The organism is Janthinobacterium sp. 17J80-10, from assembly GCF_004114795.1.
Lineage (GTDB): Bacteria > Pseudomonadota > Gammaproteobacteria > Burkholderiales > Burkholderiaceae_D > Paucimonas.
On record NZ_CP035311.1, the window covers coordinates 1688651 to 1704714 of the forward strand.

Below are 16064 nucleotides of genomic sequence, written 5' to 3' on the forward strand. Positions count from 1 at the left end.
GTACATTCCGATGCAGCGTGGTGGGGGCCTTCGCAAGGCGCGAATCCAGCCGGGATATCGCCACGGGAACTTCCCTTCACACCATTTGCAGTATCCACAACGCGTCCTTTCGATGAATTGATGCGAAATGAGTAGTGCAATAAGCATGCCGGCAATGGACCCTGCACTGCGCGCCTTGCTGGTGCTTGGCCATGAATCTGTCAGCGTCACATTGAATTTCCATGCAATCTGGCTCCGATTTGGTGCGTCGCCTCTCCAATGCCCTTGTTTCTGGTGCAATTGCATACAAGATTGAAACTCTCCTCTGCCACGTCTGCGGTGCGCCTGGCGCGCCTGAAAAAAAGCAATTCATCAAACAAGCCAGTTAAAACAGCAGGTTAAAAAAAACAATCCGCTTTTTATTGTTCGCTGGCACGCTCCATGCAATGTGAACCGTGTTTTACTCACATGGAGAATTACATGCAACCCCTTAGCAAGAAGTTGACTGGCTGTCTGATTGCACTGCCGTTTGCATTCAGTTTGCATACAAGTTTGCACGCCGAGACTGTGGCCCGTTACGGCATATCCATGGCGGACATTCCATTGACGACCGGGCAACCGGACCGCGGCGCCGGCGCATATCAGTTTACAGGTCACACGCTTTACGATCCGCTGATCGCCTGGGAAGCGAATATCGGCAATCGCCCTGGCAAGCTGGTGCCGGGCCTGGCGACGGCGTGGAAAGCCGATCCCAAGGATGCAAAAAAATGGCTTTTCACCCTGCGCAAGGGCGTGAAGTTCCATGACGGTTCCGATTTGAGCGCGGATGCCGTGGTCTGGAACCTTAACAAGGTATTGAATGACAAGGCGCCCCAGTTCGATGCCAAGCAAAGCGCCCAGGTGCGTCCGCGCATCCCGTCGATTGCCACTTACCGCAAGGTCGATGAGAGCACGGTGGAGATCGTTACCAAGGATGTCGATGCGCTGTTTCCCTATCAATTGCCATGGTTCCTGATTTCCAGCCCGGCGCAATGGGAAAAGCTTGGCCGCGACTGGAACAAGTTCGCATCCCAGCCCTCGGGCACAGGACCCTTCAAGCTGGACAAGCTGGTGCCGCGCGAGCGCGCCGACCTGGTCAAGTACACCGGCTACTGGGACAAGACGCGCATGGCTAAGACCGACCGCATCGTGCTGGTGCCGATTCCCGATGCGTTGACGCGCGCGAATGCCCTGATGAACGGCCAGGTCGATATCATCGAGACGCCGCCGCCAGATGTCCTGCCGCAGTTGCAGCGTTCCGGGTACAAGCTGGTCAAGAATGTCACGCCGCACGTCTGGCCTTACCACTTCAGCACCCAGCCCGGTTCGCCATGGACCGATATCCGGGTGCGCAAGGCAGCCAATCTGGCCATCGACCGCGATGCCATTGTCAAGCTGTTGAATGGCCTGGCGACACCGGCCAAGGGCCAGCTTGACCCCACCAGTCCATGGTTCGGCAAGCCCGGCTTCCAGATCAAATACGATCTGCCGGCAGCCAGGGCGCTGATGGCCCAGGCAGGCTACAGCGCGAGCAAACCGCTCAAGGCCAAGATCATCATTGCCCAGGGCGGCACTGGGCAGATGCTGTCACTGCCGATGAATGAATTCATCCAGCAGAGCCTGGCGGAAGTCGGCATCCAGCTTGAATTCGAAGTGGTCGAACTGGAAAACCTCTATCTGCACTGGAGGAGCGGCGCCAAGGCTGACATGAACGCCGGCAAGGGCATCACCGGCATCAACCTGGGCTATGTGACCGCCGACCCGTTCTATGCGCTTACCCGCTTTGCCTATGGCCGATACCAGGCGCCGAATGGCGTGAACTGGGGCGGCTACGTCAATCCGAAGGTCGATGCCGACATTGACAAGATCCGGGTGAGCTTCGATACCAAGGTCCAGGACGGCTTGCTGGCCAGCGTGCACCAGGCCATGGTCGACGATGCGCTGATGCTGTGGGTGGTGCATGACGTCAACCCGCATGCGATTTCGCCGAAGGTCAAGGAATTCGTGCAGGCCCAGCACTGGTTCCAGGATCTCACCACGATCCGCATGTAATGTGAAGCGCGACGGTCGGGGCTCGTCCCGACTCCCGACCGTACTTCTGAAAGACGACGATGCTGTTTTATATCCTGAAGCGTTTTATCTACGCAATCCCGATCGCGCTGGGGGTGACCCTGGTGTCGTTCATGCTGGTGTACCTGGCGCCCGGCGACCCCTTGAATGCCATCGCGCCGGCTGATGCGCCGGCCGAGGTTATCGACGCGCTCAAGAGCGCGTATGGCCTCGATCGTCCCGTACCGGTGCAATATGGCGTCTGGCTGTGGCGCGCCGTGCAGGGCGACCTCGGCACCTCGATTGCGTCCGGGCGCGCGGTCGGCGCCGAGGTCATGAGCGCGGTCAGCAATACCCTGCTGCTTGCCGGCATGGCTGGCCTGGCAGGCGTTTTGGCCGGTTGCGTGCTTGGCGCGCTGGCCGGCTACAAGAGCGGCAGCTGGATTGACCGCATCGCCACGCTGCTGTCGGTTGTTGGCGTCAGCATTCCCCACTACTGGCTGGGCCTTGTGCTGACCATCGTTTTTTCCATTACGCTGGACTGGTTCCCGGCCATGGGCGCCGGACCTGGCGGCTCTTCCGAATGGCAGTGGGACCTGGAACACATGCGCCACCTGGTGCTGCCCGCGCTGACGCTGTCGGTCATCCCGATGGGTATCATCACCCGCACGGTGCGTGCGCTGGTGGCCGACATGCTGCAGCAGGAATTCGTCACTTCCCTGCGGGCGCGCGGCCTCAGCGGCATCCAGGTATTTCGCCACGTCGCCAAGAACACCGCGCCGACCGTGCTGGCGGTAGCCGGCTTGCAGATCGGCTACCTGATGGGCGGCTCGATCCTGGTGGAAACCGTCTTTGCCTGGCCGGGTACTGGATTTTTGCTCAACACGGCGATCTTCCAGCGCGACATCCCGTTGCTGCAGGGGACGATCCTGGTGCTTTGCATGTTTTTTGTCGCGCTCAACCTGATCGTCGATATTTTGCAACCGCTGCTCGACCCGCGCATGGGCCGCAGCTGAAAGGAAACATCCATGTCTGCAACCATCGATATCGCATTGCCGCTCAAGGCGCCGGCCGCTGCGCCGGCCAGCCGCAGTTACTGGACCGTGGTGGCGCGGCAATTCTGCCGCGAGCGGGTGGCGCTGGCCAGCGCCGTGGTGCTCCTGCTGATTTTCGCCGCCGCCGTTTTTGCGCCGTGGCTGGCACCGGCCGATCCCTACAAGGCCAGCATGCTGAACCGCCTGCTGCCGGTCGGCAGCGAAGGCTATCTGCTCGGCACCGACGAGCTCGGCCGCGACCTGGTGTCGCGCCTGATGTACGGTGGCCGCCTGTCGCTGCTGATGGGCGTGGTACCGGTGCTGGCCGCTTTCGCCATCGGCACCTCCCTGGGCGTGATGGCCGGCTACGTCGGCGGCCGCCTGAACATGATCGTCATGCGCGTGCTTGACATTTTCTATGCGTTTCCCTCGGTGCTGCTGGCCGTGGCCATCTCCGGCGCGCTCGGGCCGGGCATGAGCAACAGCCTGATTGCCCTCACCCTGGTATTCGTGCCCCAGGTCGTGCGCATCGCCGAGAGCGTCACCACCCAGGTGCGCCGGCTCGACTACATCGAAGCGGCGCGCATGAGCGGCGCCAGCGCGTTTTCCATCATTCGCGTGCATGTGCTGGGCAACGTGCTGGGGCCGGTATTCGTGTATGCCACGGGCCTGCTCAGCGTGAGCATGATCCTCGGTTCCGGGCTGTCCTTTCTCGGCCTGGGCGTCAAGCCGCCGGAACCGGAGTGGGGCCTGATGCTCAACACCCTGCGCTCGGCCATCTACAGCAACCCGGTGGTCGCCGCCATACCCGGCATGCTGATCTTTGTCACTTCCATTGCCTTCAACCTGCTGGCCGACGGACTCCGCTCTGCCATGGACATTCGCAAATGAACATCATGAAACAGCCAAACCTGACCCATGAAGACCGCGGCGGCCCGGCCCAGCCGCTGCTGGTGGTGCGTGACCTGAAAAAACGTTTCGCCGTGCGCGGCAGCGTCTTCGAGCGCGAGCGCAAGTACGTGCATGCCGTCGATGGCGTGAGCTTTTCGGTGGCGAAGGGAAAAACCCTCGGCATCGTCGGCGAATCCGGCTGCGGCAAATCGACCACGGCGCGCCTGATCGCGCGTCTGATGGCGCCCGACAGCGGCACCATGATTTTTGACGGCGATGGGGTCAACGAATACGGCGGCATGGAACTCAAGGAATTCCGCCGCAACCTGCAGATGGTGTTCCAGGATTCCTTTGCGTCACTTAATCCGCGCCTGACCATTGGTGAAACCATCGCCTATGGTCCCAGGGTGCATGGCGTTCCCGCTGACGAGGCCAGTGCACGGGCGCGCGGCTTGCTGGCGCGGGTCGGGCTGGAACCCGACCAGTTCGCCTCGCGCTATCCGCATGAACTGTCAGGCGGCCAGCGGCAACGGGTCAACATCGCCCGCGCGCTGGCGTTCGGTCCGCGCCTGGTCGTGCTGGACGAGGCCGTCGCGGCCCTGGACAAGTCGGTGCAGGCGCAGGTGCTCAACCTGCTGCAGGAACTCAAGGCGGAACGTTCGCTGACTTACCTCTTCATCTCCCACGACCTGCACGTGGTGCACTACATCAGCGACGAAGTGATGGTGATGTACCTGGGTCAGGTGGTGGAAAAAGGGCCGGTGGACCTGATCTACGGCAGTGCCGCGCACCCCTATACGCGCGCGCTGCTGTCGGCCGTGCCGTCGATGGACCCGGCCCGTCGCACCGAGCGCTCGCCCCTGAGCGGCGATCCGCCGAATCCGATCAATCCCCCGAGCGGCTGCCGATTCCGCGACCGCTGCCAGTTTGCCCAGGGCGCATGCGCCGAACGCATGCCGGCGCTGGCGGAAACGGCGCCCGGCAACGGCCACTGGGTGGCTTGCCACATGAACGACCCGCAGTCCGGGTATGACACGGCCAAGATGGAGATGACAGCATGAGCGCCCCCCTGGTATCCGTACGCGATCTGAACGTGAATTTCCATGGCGCGCGCAAGGCGAGCGCGCTCAACCAGGTCAGTTTCGAACTCGAGGCCGGCCAGGTACTGGGCCTGCTCGGCGAGTCCGGCTCGGGCAAGAGCGTGACGCTGCGCACCATGCTGCGCCTGCACCCGGCCGCCACCACCCGGGTCGACGGCAGCATCCTGGTGGATGGCCAGGATGTCCTGGCCTTGCAGGGCAGGGCGCTGGACCACTACCGTGGCGGCACCGTCTCGATGGTATTCCAGGAGCCGGGCCTGGCGTTCGACCCGGTCTACACGATCGGCCAGCAGATCGCCGAATGCATCCGCGCGCACGCCGCCGTCGATCGCGCCGCCGCCAATGCCGAAGCCCTGCGCATGCTCGAACGCGTGCAGATACCGCAGGCGCGCCGCCGCCTGGATGCCTATCCCCATGAGCTTTCCGGCGGCATGCGCCAGCGCGCCATGATCGCCCTGGCGCTGGCCTGCAAGCCGAAGCTGCTGCTGGCGGACGAGCCGACCACGGCGCTGGATGCCACGGTGCAGATCCAGATCCTGCTGCTGCTGCGGGAGTTGCAGAAAGAGACAGGCATGTCGGTGATCTTCGTGACACATGATATTGGCGCGGCGGTGGAAGTCGCCGACAGGATTGCGGTCATGTATGCCGGCCGCATCGTCGAAGAAGGCGCCGTGCAGGATATCGTCCAGACGCCCCGCCACCCCTACACCGCCGGATTGCTGGCGGCCACCGTCAGCGCGGAGAACCGCGGCAAGCCGCTGGCGGCGGTGCCTGGTTCGCCGCCGGACCTGGCAAACCTTCCCGGCGGCTGCAGTTTCGCGCCGCGCTGCGGCAATGCGGACGCCCGCTGCCGTGCACAAGCTCCGGCCATGTGCAATGACGCCGGCACGCGCCTGGCATGCTGGCATCCGGTTGACATGATGACGGAGGCCGCATGAGCGATATCGTCGAGATCGATACTGTACGCGTCCGCTCGCGCGGTGGGCTGGCCGATGAAGTGTGCCGCAAGATCGCCGACGAGATCGTGCTTGGCCACTTCCGGCCGAATGCGCGCCTCGATGAAACCACGCTGGCGGAAAAGTTCGGCGTCTCCCGCACGCCCGTGCGCGAGGCGCTCAAGCAGCTGGCCATCATGGGGCTGGTGGAGTACCGGCCGAACCGCGGCATGATCGTCGCCGAAATGACGGCGGAGCAACTGGACCAGATGTTCGAGGCGATCGGCGAACTGGAAGCGGCCTGCGCGCGCCATGCCGCGCTGCGCATGACTGAAGCGGACCGCGCCCGCTTGTGCGAACTGCATGCGCGCGGGCGCGAGGCAATGCGTGCGGGCGACATGGATAGTTACGATGCGCTCAACCGCGAATTGCATGCGGCCATCATCAGCGGTGCCCGCAACCCGGTGCTCAGCGACATGGCGGCGCGCCTGCGGCACCGCGCCGCGCCGTTTCGCCGCAGCCAGTTCCACAATATCGAGCGCATCGGCGCATCGTTTGAAGAGCATACGCACATCGTCGAGGCGATTCTCGCGCATGACGCCGCAATGGCTTACCGGCAGATGCGCGCGCACCTGCTGTCGGCGCGCAGCGCCACCTCGCGACTGTCGCCGGCATGGGCCAGCCCGGCAGATGCCGCGCCGTCGGCCGATCCGGGCGCCGCAGCCGCAAAACCTGTTTCCAGTCAATGACACTTCCAAGATGATCACCCGACCCCGCTTCCTGCCAGACAATTACGTCCTCGCCCTGGCTGGCATGGTTGTTCTCGCCAGTTTCCTGCCTGTCCGCGGCCAGCTAGCCCAAGCCTTCGACGGCGTCACCGCGGTCGCCGTCGGCCTGCTGTTTTTCCTGCATGGCGCGAAGCTGTCGCGGGAATCGATTGTCGCCGGCATCACGCACTGGCGCCTGCACCTGGCCGTGCTGGCCTCGACCTTCCTGCTGATCCCGTTGCTCGGCATTGCCTTGGGGCCGCTGTTGACCCGCCTGGTGGGGCCGGACCTGTATCTGGGTATCCTGTTCCTGTGCGTGCTGCCCTCGACCGTGCAATCGTCGATCGCCCTGACGTCTGTTGCGCGCGGCAATGTGCCGGCGGCGGTCTGCAGCGCATCGGCATCCAACTTCCTCGGCATTTTCCTCACGCCCGTGCTGGCCGGCCTGGTGCTCTCGCTGCATGGCGAGGGCCAGTCGTCGCTCGACTCGGTTTTCAAGATCGTGGTGCAGCTCCTGCTGCCGTTTGTCGCCGGCCATCTGGCGCGTCGCTGGATCGGCGCCTGGGTCGCGCGCCGCAAGTCCTTGCTGAAGTATGTCGACCAGGGATCGATCCTGCTGGTGGTGTACACCGCCTTCAGCGAAGCAGTGGTGCAGGGGCTGTGGCAGCAATTGCCGGCAGGCGCGCTGGCCGGCTTGCTGGTCGCTAACGCCCTCTTGCTGGGCCTGGCCATCGGCATCACCACCTGGGTCAGCCGGCGCCTGGGTTTCAGCCGAGAGGATGAAGTCGTCATGGTGTTTTGCGGTTCCAAGAAGAGCCTTGCCAGCGGCGTGCCGATTGCCAAGGTGCTGTTTGCAGGCAATGTGGTGGGCGTGATGGTGTTGCCGCTCATGCTGTTCCACCAGATGCAACTGATGCTGTGCGCGGTGCTGGCCAACCGTTACGCACGCCGCGCAGCAGCTGCAGAAGCAAAAGCGCAGATCGCCGCCGATCCGGCGCTGCCCGCCAAGTAAAAATTCAACTCCTGGAGCAAGCATGAATCAGCACATCAATCCCTCGCGCGGCACGCGCGGCATGGCTGTCGCGCCGCATTCCCTGGCGTCGCAGAGCGCGCTGGCAGTCCTGCGCGAGGGCGGCAATGCAGTCGAGGCGATGATCGCGGCCGCTTCAACCATCGCGGTGGTCTATCCCCACATGAACAGCATCGGCGGCGACGGCTTCTGGCTGATTTCGCGCCCCGGCCACGCGCCGATGGGACTGGAAGCCTGCGGCGCCGCTGCCGGCGCGGCGAGTATCGACATGTACCGTGCCCGGGGCCTCGCGGCCATTCCTTTTCGCGGCGGCATGGCGGCCAATACCGTCGCGGGCACGGTGTCCGGCTGGGACGCCGCCCATACCTGGTCGCGCGAAGCGCTCGGCGGCAGGCTGCCGCTTTCGCGCCTGCTGGGCGACGCCTTCCACTATGCGAAAGACGGCATTCCCGTCACGCGCAGCCAGTCGGCATGCATCGCCGCCAAGCGCGACGAACTGCAGAACATTGCCGGCTTTGCCAGCACCTTCCTGGTGGACGGTGCAGCGCCGGCAGCCGGCGCGCGCTTCACCCAGCCGCGCCTGGCGACGACGCTGGAGCAGCTGGCGCAGAATGGCCTCGACGATTTCTATCGCGGCGACCTGGCGCGCAGCATGGCCCGCGACCTGGCCGAAGCCGGCAGCCCGCTGACCCTGGCCGACCTCGAATCACATCGCGCCGCATGGAAGACGCCGCTGGCGCTGCAGCATTCCCTGGGCACGGTCTACAACATGCCGCCGCCGACGCAAGGCCTGGTTTCGCTGCTGATCCTTGGGCAGCTCGACCACATGCTCAAGGCCGGCATGGAGCCGCTGGGGGCGGATTATGTGCATGCCTGCGTGGAAGCGACCAAGCGCGCCTTCGCTATCCGCGACCGCCACATCACCGATCCGCGCTTCATGGACGTCGAGGCGCACGAGTTGCTCGATCCGGCCCGCATTGCCGACATGGCAGGCGGGATTTCAATGGAACGCGCCGCGCCCTGGGGCCGGGGGCTCGGGCCGGCGGACACGGTCTGGATGGGCGTAGTGGACGGCGACGGCGTTGCCGTCAGCTTCATCCAGAGCATCTACCACGAGTTCGGCAGCGGCATCGTGCTGGATCACAGTGGCGTGAACTGGCAGAATCGCGGCTGCAGCTTTTCGCTGGATGCTGCCGCGCGCAACCCGCTTATGCCCGGGCGCAAGCCTTTCCATACGCTGAACCCGCCGCTGGCGCGCTTCAGTGACGGCCGCATCCTCGTGTACGGCAACATGGGCGGCGATGGCCAGCCGCAAAGCCAGTCGGCGGTATTCACGCGCATTGCCAACTTCAACATGAATCCGCAGGCGGCGATCGACGCGCCGCGCTGGCTGCTGGGCCGCACTTGGGGGCAATCGAGCGATTCGCTCAAGCTGGAAGCGCGCTTTGCCGATGCGGTCAGCGCGCGTTTGCGCGACATGGGCCACGAGGTGGAAATCATGGCAGCGTATGATGAAACCATGGGGCATGCGGGCGCGATCGTGCGCCATGCCAACGGCTTGTACGAAGGCGGCACCGATCCGCGCAGCGACGGTGGCGTCAGCGCCTGGTGAGGCGAAGGCTTATGCCTGTTCCCGCAGCTTGCGCCACAGCGTGGTGCGGCTGATGCCCAGGTATCTGGCTGCCGCTTCGCGGTTGCCGCCGAAGCGTGCCAGCACTTCGGCAAGGCTTTCCTGACTGGCGACGGCGCCGGGCAGGGCGCCTGGCTGGAGGGCAGCCTGCGCCGCCCCCGGCTGGCGCGCCAGTTCAGGCGCTACGCCCGCCACGAAGGTGGGCGTCAGGGCCTGCAGCGGCTGTGCCGCCAGGAACAGTGCCAGCCGTTCCATCAGGTTGCGCAGTTCGCGCACATTGCCAGGCCAGGCGTAGCTGGCCAGCAGCGGCGCGCAAGCCAGCACCTCGGCATGCAGGTTGGCGTGCGGGCGCACGTTCATCGCCGCCAGGGCATTCTTCAGGCACCATTCGGCCAGCACCACCAGGTCGTCGGGCCGTTCGCGCAGCGGCGGCAGCGTCACGCGCAAGACGCCTAGCCGGTAGAACAGGTCGGCGCGAAAGCGCCCGTCATGGATGCGGGCATCGAGGTCGCAATGGGTGGCCGAGACGATGCGCACATCCACGGGAACAGGTCGCGTGCCGCCGACCCGGACCACTTCGCGCTCTTCCAGCACGCGTAACAGGCGCGTCTGCAGTTGCGGCGGCATTTCGCCGATCTCGTCGAGGAACAGCGTGCCCCGGTTCGCCGCTTCGAAGAGGCCGGCGTGGCCACCGCGGCGCGAGCCGGTAAACGCGCCTTCTTCGTAGCCGAACAGTTCGGACTCCAGCAGCGATTCCGCCACCGCGCCGCAATTGATGGCGACGAAGGGATGGCGCGCGCGCGGGCTTTCGCGGTGGATGGCTTGCGCCACCAGTTCCTTGCCGGTGCCGGTCTCGCCCTGGATCAGGACTGTGGCGGGCGAGCGCGCAAACAGCGCAATCGACTGGCGCACGCCCTGCATGGCGGCGGAGTCGCCGCGCAAGTCGTTCAAGCCATGGCGCGCTTTCAGCGATTCCGCCTGGGGATGCAGGCGGCCGCGCGAGGACTCCAGCTGCGTGAAACGGGCGATTTCCAGCGCATCCTCGAAGGCCTGGCGGATGGTGGCGGCGGAATACAGGAACACCCCGGTCAGGCCGGCTTCCTCGGCCAGGTCGGTAATCAAGCCGGGGCCGACCACCGCCTTGATGCCGGCGGCCTTCAATTCATTGATCTGGGTACGGGCGTCTTCTTCGGTTGCATAGGTGCGCTGGCTCAGGCGCAGGCCGAAGGTGTCGACGAAATCGGCCAGCGCCGGCATGGTTTCCTGGTAGGTGACCAGGCCGATTTCGGTCGTCAGCTTGCGGGCGCGCGCCAGCGCCTGCATGGCATCGAAGCCGCTGGCCTTGGCGATCACGACAGGCACCGCCGAGATGCGGCTTTTCAGATAGGCGGCGTTGGAGCCGGCGGCGATGATGGCGTCGCAGCGTTCGGTCGCCATGCGCTCGCGGATGTGCTGCACGGCGTCTTCAAAGCCGAGGTGGATGGGTTCAATGTCTGCCCGGTCATCGAACTCGACCATGATGTCGCGAAACAGGTCGAATAAGCGCGAAATCGACACGGTCCAGATGACGGGTTTGTCGGTGCCTTCGCGTAGCGGAAAATTGGAACGTGACATGTTTCAATGAATGTTTCAGATGTTTCAAGTGTAACATTAAATGAAACATTGCGGCAATCAGCCAACGCGTTGCCAGGGTTGGCCTTTTTTTCCAAGTTGTTGATTTTTCGATGAAATGCTGCGGACGAGCTGGCCCCATCCGGGGTCGGGCAGCTGGTTGGCACAGGCATTGCAAACAGGCAGGCCATCGCAACATTCCCTTCACCACGAAAAGGTGCATACATGACCCAGTTCTCAGCAGGCGCCGCCTTCCGCAAGGCGGTACAGGAAGAATCTCCCTTGCAAGTCGTCGGCGCCATCAACGCCAATCATGCGCTGCTGGCCAAGCGCGCCGGCTTCAAGGCCATCTACCTGTCCGGTGGCGGCGTCGCAGCCGGCTCGCTCGGCCTGCCGGACCTGGGCATTTCCAACCTCGACGACGTGCTGACCGATGTGCGCCGCATCACCGATGTCTGCGACCTGCCGCTGCTGGTGGACGTGGATACCGGCTTCGGCTCCTCCGCCTTCAATGTCGCGCGCACCGTCAAGTCGATGATCAAGTTTGGCGCTGCCGCCATCCATATCGAAGACCAGGTCGGCGCCAAGCGCTGCGGCCACCGTCCCAACAAAGAAATCGTCACCAAGCAGGAAATGGTCGACCGCATCAAGGCCGCCGTCGACGCCCGCACCGATGAAAACTTCGTCATCATGGCGCGCACCGATGCGCTGGCCGTCGAAGGCCTCGAAGCCGCGCTCGACCGCGCCCTGGCTTGCGTCGAAGCCGGCGCCGACATGGTGTTCCCGGAAGCGATCACCGAACTGTCCATGTACAAGACCTTTGCCGACGCCCTGAAAGTGCCGGTGCTGGCCAACATCACCGAATTCGGCGCCACGCCGCTGTACACCGTCGAGGAACTGAAGTCGGTGGACGTGGGCCTGGTGCTGTACCCGCTGTCGGCCTTCCGCGCCATGAACAAGGCGGCCGAGAACGTCTATACGGCGATCCGCCGCGATGGCAGCCAAAAGAATGTGGTCGATACCATGCAGACCCGCATGGAGCTGTACGAACGCATCAACTACCACGATTTCGAGCAAAAGCTGGACGCACTGTTCGCCCAGCAAAAAGCCAAGTAAGTCACGATTAGCCAAAACATACACTCGATAGACCTGAATCAGGAGAAGACAATGAGCGAGCAACAAGCAGCCGGTTTCCAGCCGAAAAAATCCGTGGCCCTGTCTGGCGTTACCGCCGGCAATACCGCACTTTGCACCGTCGGCAAGACCGGCAATGACTTGCACTATCGCGGTTACGACATCCTGGATGTGGCCGATGCCTGCGAATTCGAGGAAATCGCCCACCTGCTGGTGCATGGCAAGCTGCCGACCGCTGCCGAACTGACGGGCTACAAGGCCAAGCTGAAAGCCCTGCGCGGCTTGCCCGCCGGCGTCAAGGCCGTGCTGGAGGCGCTGCCGGCATCGAGCCACCCGATGGATGTGATGCGCAGCGGCGTCTCCGCCCTGGGTTGCGTGCTGCCGGAAAAGGATGACCACAATACACCAGGCGCGCGCGACATCGCCGACCGCCTGATGGCGTCGCTCGGTTCCATGCTGCTGTACTGGTACCACTACAGCAACAACGGCCGCCGCATCGAAGTGGAAACCGACGACGAATCGATCGGCGGCCACTTCCTGCACCTGCTGCATGGCCAAAAGCCTTCCGCACAGTGGGAAAAAGCCATGCACACCTCGCTGATCCTGTACGCAGAACATGAATTCAATGCCTCGACCTTCACCGGCCGCGTCATCGCCGGCACGGGTTCGGACATGCACTCGGCCATTACCGGCGCCATCGGCGCCTTGCGCGGCCCCAAGCATGGCGGCGCCAATGAAGTCGCCTTCGAAATCCAGAAGCGCTACGACAACCCGGACGAAGCCGAAGCCGATATCAAGAAGCGCGTCGAGAACAAGGAAGTCGTGATCGGTTTCGGCCATCCGGTCTATACCATTTCCGACCCACGCAACAATGTCATCAAGGAAGTCGCGCGCAACCTGTCGGCTGAAGCCGGATCGATGAAGATGTTCGACATCGCCGAGCGCCTGGAAACCGTCATGTGGGACATCAAGAAAATGTTCCCCAACCTCGACTGGTTTTCGGCAGTGTCGTACCACATGATGGGCGTGCCGACCGCGATGTTCACGCCGCTGTTCGTGATCGCGCGCACGTCCGGCTGGGCTGCCCACATCATCGAGCAGCGCATCGACAACAAGATCATCCGCCCGAGCGCGAACTATGTGGGTCCGGAAGATCTGAAATTTGTCCCCATTAAAGACCGCAAGTAATTAGTCCGGCCGCGAGCTGCCCTGTTTTCAGGGCAGCTCGCTTCTCTGTCTACCGTTTTTTCAGGGCTGATTCATGAACACTTCCTACCGCAAGAACCTTCCCGGCACCAAACTTGACTACTTCGATGCGCGCGCCGCCGTCGAGGCGATCCAGCCCGGCGCCTGGGAAAAGCTGCCGTACACCTCGCGCGTGCATGCCGAAAACCTGGTGCGCAAATGCGACCCCGCCATTCTCACCGAATGCCTGAAGCAAATCATCGAAGTCAAGCGCGAGCGCGACTTCCCGTGGTTTCCGGCGCGCGTGGTTTGCCACGACATCCTGGGCCAGACCGCGCTGGTCGACTTGGCCGGCCTGCGTGACGCCATAGCCGACCAGGGCGGAGACCCGGCCAAAGTCAACCCGGTTGTGCCGGTGCAGCTGATCGTCGACCATTCGCTCGCAGTCGAGTGCGGCGGCTTCGATCCGGATGCATTCGCCAAGAACCGTGCGATCGAAGATCGCCGCAACGAAGACCGTTTTCACTTCATCGAGTGGACCAAGGAAGCGTTCAAGAACGTCGACGTGATCCCGGCCGGTAACGGCATCATGCACCAGATCAATCTGGAAAAGATGTCGCCAGTGATCCACGCGATTGATGGCGTGGCTTTTCCCGATACTTGCGTCGGTACCGACAGCCACACTCCGCACGTGGATGCACTGGGCGTGATTGCCGTTGGCGTCGGCGGCCTCGAGGCCGAGAACGTCATGCTGGGCCGCGCTTCCTGGATGCGCCTGCCGGAAATCGTCGGAGTCGAGCTCTCGGGCAAGCGCCAGCCGGGCATTACCGCCACCGACATCGTGCTGGCGCTGACCGAATTCCTGCGCAAGTCGAAAGTGGTCGGTTCCTACCTCGAGTTCTACGGCGAAGGCGCAAGCTCGCTGACGCTGGGCGACCGCGCAACCATTTCCAACATGGCGCCGGAATACGGCGCGACTGCCGCGATGTTTTCCATCGACCAGCAGACGCTCGAATACCTGAAGCTGACCGGCCGCACCGAAGAACAGGTGAAGCTGGTCGAGACCTATGCCAGGGAAGCAGGCCTGTGGTCCGATTCTCTCAAGAATGCGCAGTACGAGCGCGTGCTGAAGTTCGACCTGTCGAGCGTGGTACGCAACATGGCAGGCCCTTCCAACCCGCACGCGCGCGTGGCAACCGCCGACCTGGCCGCCAAGGGCATCGCCGGCAAGTGGGAAGAAACCCCGGGCCAGATGCCGGACGGCGCCGTGATCATTGCCGCGATCACCAGCTGCACCAACACCTCCAATCCGCGTAACGTGATTGCCGCCGCGCTCCTGGCGCGCAATGCCAACAAGCTCGGCCTGACCCGCAAGCCATGGGTGAAATCGTCGCTCGCGCCCGGCTCGAAGGCAGTCGAGCTGTACCTGGATGAAGCCGGCCTGACGGAAGACCTGGAAAAGCTCGGCTTCGGTATCGTCGCGTTTGCCTGCACTACCTGTAACGGCATGTCCGGCGCGCTGGACCCGAAGATCCAGCAAGAGATCATCGACCGCGACCTGTACGCTACCGCCGTGTTGTCGGGCAACCGCAACTTCGACGGCCGCATCCACCCGTACGCGAAACAGGCATTCCTGGCTTCGCCGCCGCTGGTCGTGGCTTACGCGCTGGCCGGCACCATCCGTTTCGATATCGAGCGCGATTCCTTCGGCACCGATGCCGCTGGCCGCCCGATCCTGCTGAAGGATTTGTGGCCCACCGATGAAGAGATCGACGCCATCGTCAAGGCCAGCGTGAAGCCGGAGCAGTTCAACAAGGTCTACATCCCGATGTTCGAGCAGCGCGCTGCTTCCGGCGAGAAGATTACGCCCTTGTACAACTGGCGCCCGCAGTCGACCTACATCCGCCGTCCGCCGTACTGGGAAGGCGCGCTGGCAGGTGAGCGCACCTTGAAGGGCATGCGCCCGCTGGCAGTGCTGCCGGATAACATCACCACCGATCACCTGTCGCCATCCAACGCGATTTTGCTCGACAGCGCGGCCGGTGAGTATCTGCACAAGATGGGCTTGCCGGAGGAGGATTTCAATTCCTACGCCACCCATCGCGGCGACCATTTGACGGCGCAGCGAGCCACTTTCGCCAACCCGCAGCTGGTCAACGAGATGGCTGTGGTCGACGGCAAGGTCAAGAAGGGTTCGCTGGCCCGCGTCGAGCCGGAAGGCAAGGTCATGCGCATGTGGGAAGCAATCGAGACCTACATGGAGCGCAAGCAGCCGCTGATCATCGTCGCCGGCGCCGACTATGGTCAGGGTTCGTCGCGCGACTGGGCTGCCAAGGGCGTGCGCCTCGCCGGGGTGGAAGTCATCGCGGCCGAAGGCTTCGAGCGTATCCACCGCACCAACCTGATCGGCATGGGCGTCTTGCCGCTGGAGTTCAAGTCGGGCACCACCCGCCTGACGCTGAACATCGACGGCACCGAGACCTATGACGTGACCGGCCAGCTCAAGCCGCGCGCGGACCTGACGCTTGTGATCACCCGCAAGAACGGCGAACGCGTGGAAGTGCCGATGACTTGCCGTCTCGATACCGCCGAAGAAGTCTCTGTGTATGAAGCTGGCGGCGTGCTGCAGCGCTTCGCCCAGGATTTCCTGGCATCGTCAAAAGCGGCATAAACGGCAATA

General features: G+C 63.6%; 12 protein-coding genes. 11 read left to right on the forward strand and 1 reads right to left on the reverse strand.

Translation table 11 applies throughout. The annotated features are described in order from the left end of the window. The first annotated feature begins 567 nt into the window (after window positions 1-567). Genes EKL02_RS07665 through EKL02_RS07700 form a run of 8 tightly spaced genes read left to right on the forward strand, consistent with a single transcriptional unit; the run spans window position 568 to window position 9436 of the window. Window positions 568-2070, forward strand: a complete 1503-nt coding sequence (locus EKL02_RS07665; RefSeq protein WP_241687822.1) for an ABC transporter substrate-binding protein — start codon at window positions 568-570, stop codon at window positions 2068-2070. 59 nt (window positions 2071-2129) lie between these two features. Next, window positions 2130-3083 (forward strand): ABC transporter permease, encoded by a 954-nt coding sequence (locus tag EKL02_RS07670; RefSeq protein WP_128901503.1) that lies wholly within the window; start codon window positions 2130-2132, stop codon window positions 3081-3083. 12 nt (window positions 3084-3095) lie between these two features. Continuing rightward, on the forward strand, window positions 3096-3992 hold the full coding sequence (locus EKL02_RS07675; protein ID WP_128901504.1) for an ABC transporter permease: 897 nt from the start codon (window positions 3096-3098) through the stop codon (window positions 3990-3992). A 5-nt stretch (window positions 3993-3997) separates the two neighbouring features. Then, window positions 3998-5053: an oligopeptide/dipeptide ABC transporter ATP-binding protein gene (locus tag EKL02_RS07680; protein WP_128901505.1), complete on the forward strand. Its 1056-nt coding sequence runs from the start codon at window positions 3998-4000 to the stop codon at window positions 5051-5053. Further along, entirely contained in the window at window positions 5050-6030 is a 981-nt protein-coding gene (locus EKL02_RS07685; protein WP_128901506.1) for an ABC transporter ATP-binding protein, read from the forward strand. The genes EKL02_RS07680 and EKL02_RS07685 overlap by 4 nt, the downstream gene beginning before the upstream one ends. Continuing rightward, the gene (locus EKL02_RS07690) at window positions 6027-6776 is read left to right on the forward strand and encodes a GntR family transcriptional regulator (RefSeq protein WP_128901507.1); all 750 of its coding nucleotides are present in this window, start codon (window positions 6027-6029) and stop codon (window positions 6774-6776) included. Before EKL02_RS07685 ends, EKL02_RS07690 begins: the two co-directional genes overlap by 4 nt. A gap of 13 nt (window positions 6777-6789) precedes the next feature. Continuing rightward, window positions 6790-7806 carry a bile acid:sodium symporter family protein gene (locus tag EKL02_RS07695; protein WP_128903422.1) on the forward strand — a complete coding sequence of 339 codons (1017 nt, stop codon included), beginning with the start codon at window positions 6790-6792 and terminating at the stop codon, window positions 7804-7806. 22 nt (window positions 7807-7828) lie between these two features. Continuing rightward, on the forward strand, window positions 7829-9436 hold the full coding sequence (locus EKL02_RS07700; RefSeq protein ID WP_241687823.1) for a gamma-glutamyltransferase family protein: 1608 nt from the start codon (window positions 7829-7831) through the stop codon (window positions 9434-9436). Between the two features lie 9 nt (window positions 9437-9445). On the opposite strand, the gene prpR is transcribed toward EKL02_RS07700, so the two are convergent. Further along, window positions 9446-11068 (reverse strand): propionate catabolism operon regulatory protein PrpR, encoded by a 1623-nt coding sequence (prpR, locus tag EKL02_RS07705; protein ID WP_128901508.1) that lies wholly within the window; start codon window positions 11066-11068, stop codon window positions 9446-9448. A gap of 222 nt (window positions 11069-11290) precedes the next feature. Between prpR and prpB the strand changes: the two genes are divergently transcribed. The 3 genes from prpB to acnD all read left to right on the forward strand — a co-directional run bounded on the left by prpB (window position 11291) and on the right by acnD (window position 16055). Then, on the forward strand, window positions 11291-12181 hold the full coding sequence (gene prpB / locus EKL02_RS07710; protein WP_128901509.1) for a methylisocitrate lyase: 891 nt from the start codon (window positions 11291-11293) through the stop codon (window positions 12179-12181). Between the two features lie 51 nt (window positions 12182-12232). Beyond that, window positions 12233-13387, forward strand: coding sequence for a 2-methylcitrate synthase (gene prpC / locus EKL02_RS07715; RefSeq protein WP_128901510.1), 1155 nt, complete (start codon window positions 12233-12235; stop codon window positions 13385-13387). A 73-nt stretch (window positions 13388-13460) separates the two neighbouring features. Then, complete coding sequence (gene acnD, locus EKL02_RS07720; RefSeq protein WP_128901511.1) at window positions 13461-16055, forward strand: Fe/S-dependent 2-methylisocitrate dehydratase AcnD; 2595 nt, start codon at window positions 13461-13463, stop codon at window positions 16053-16055. Window positions 16056-16064 lie beyond the last annotated feature (9 nt).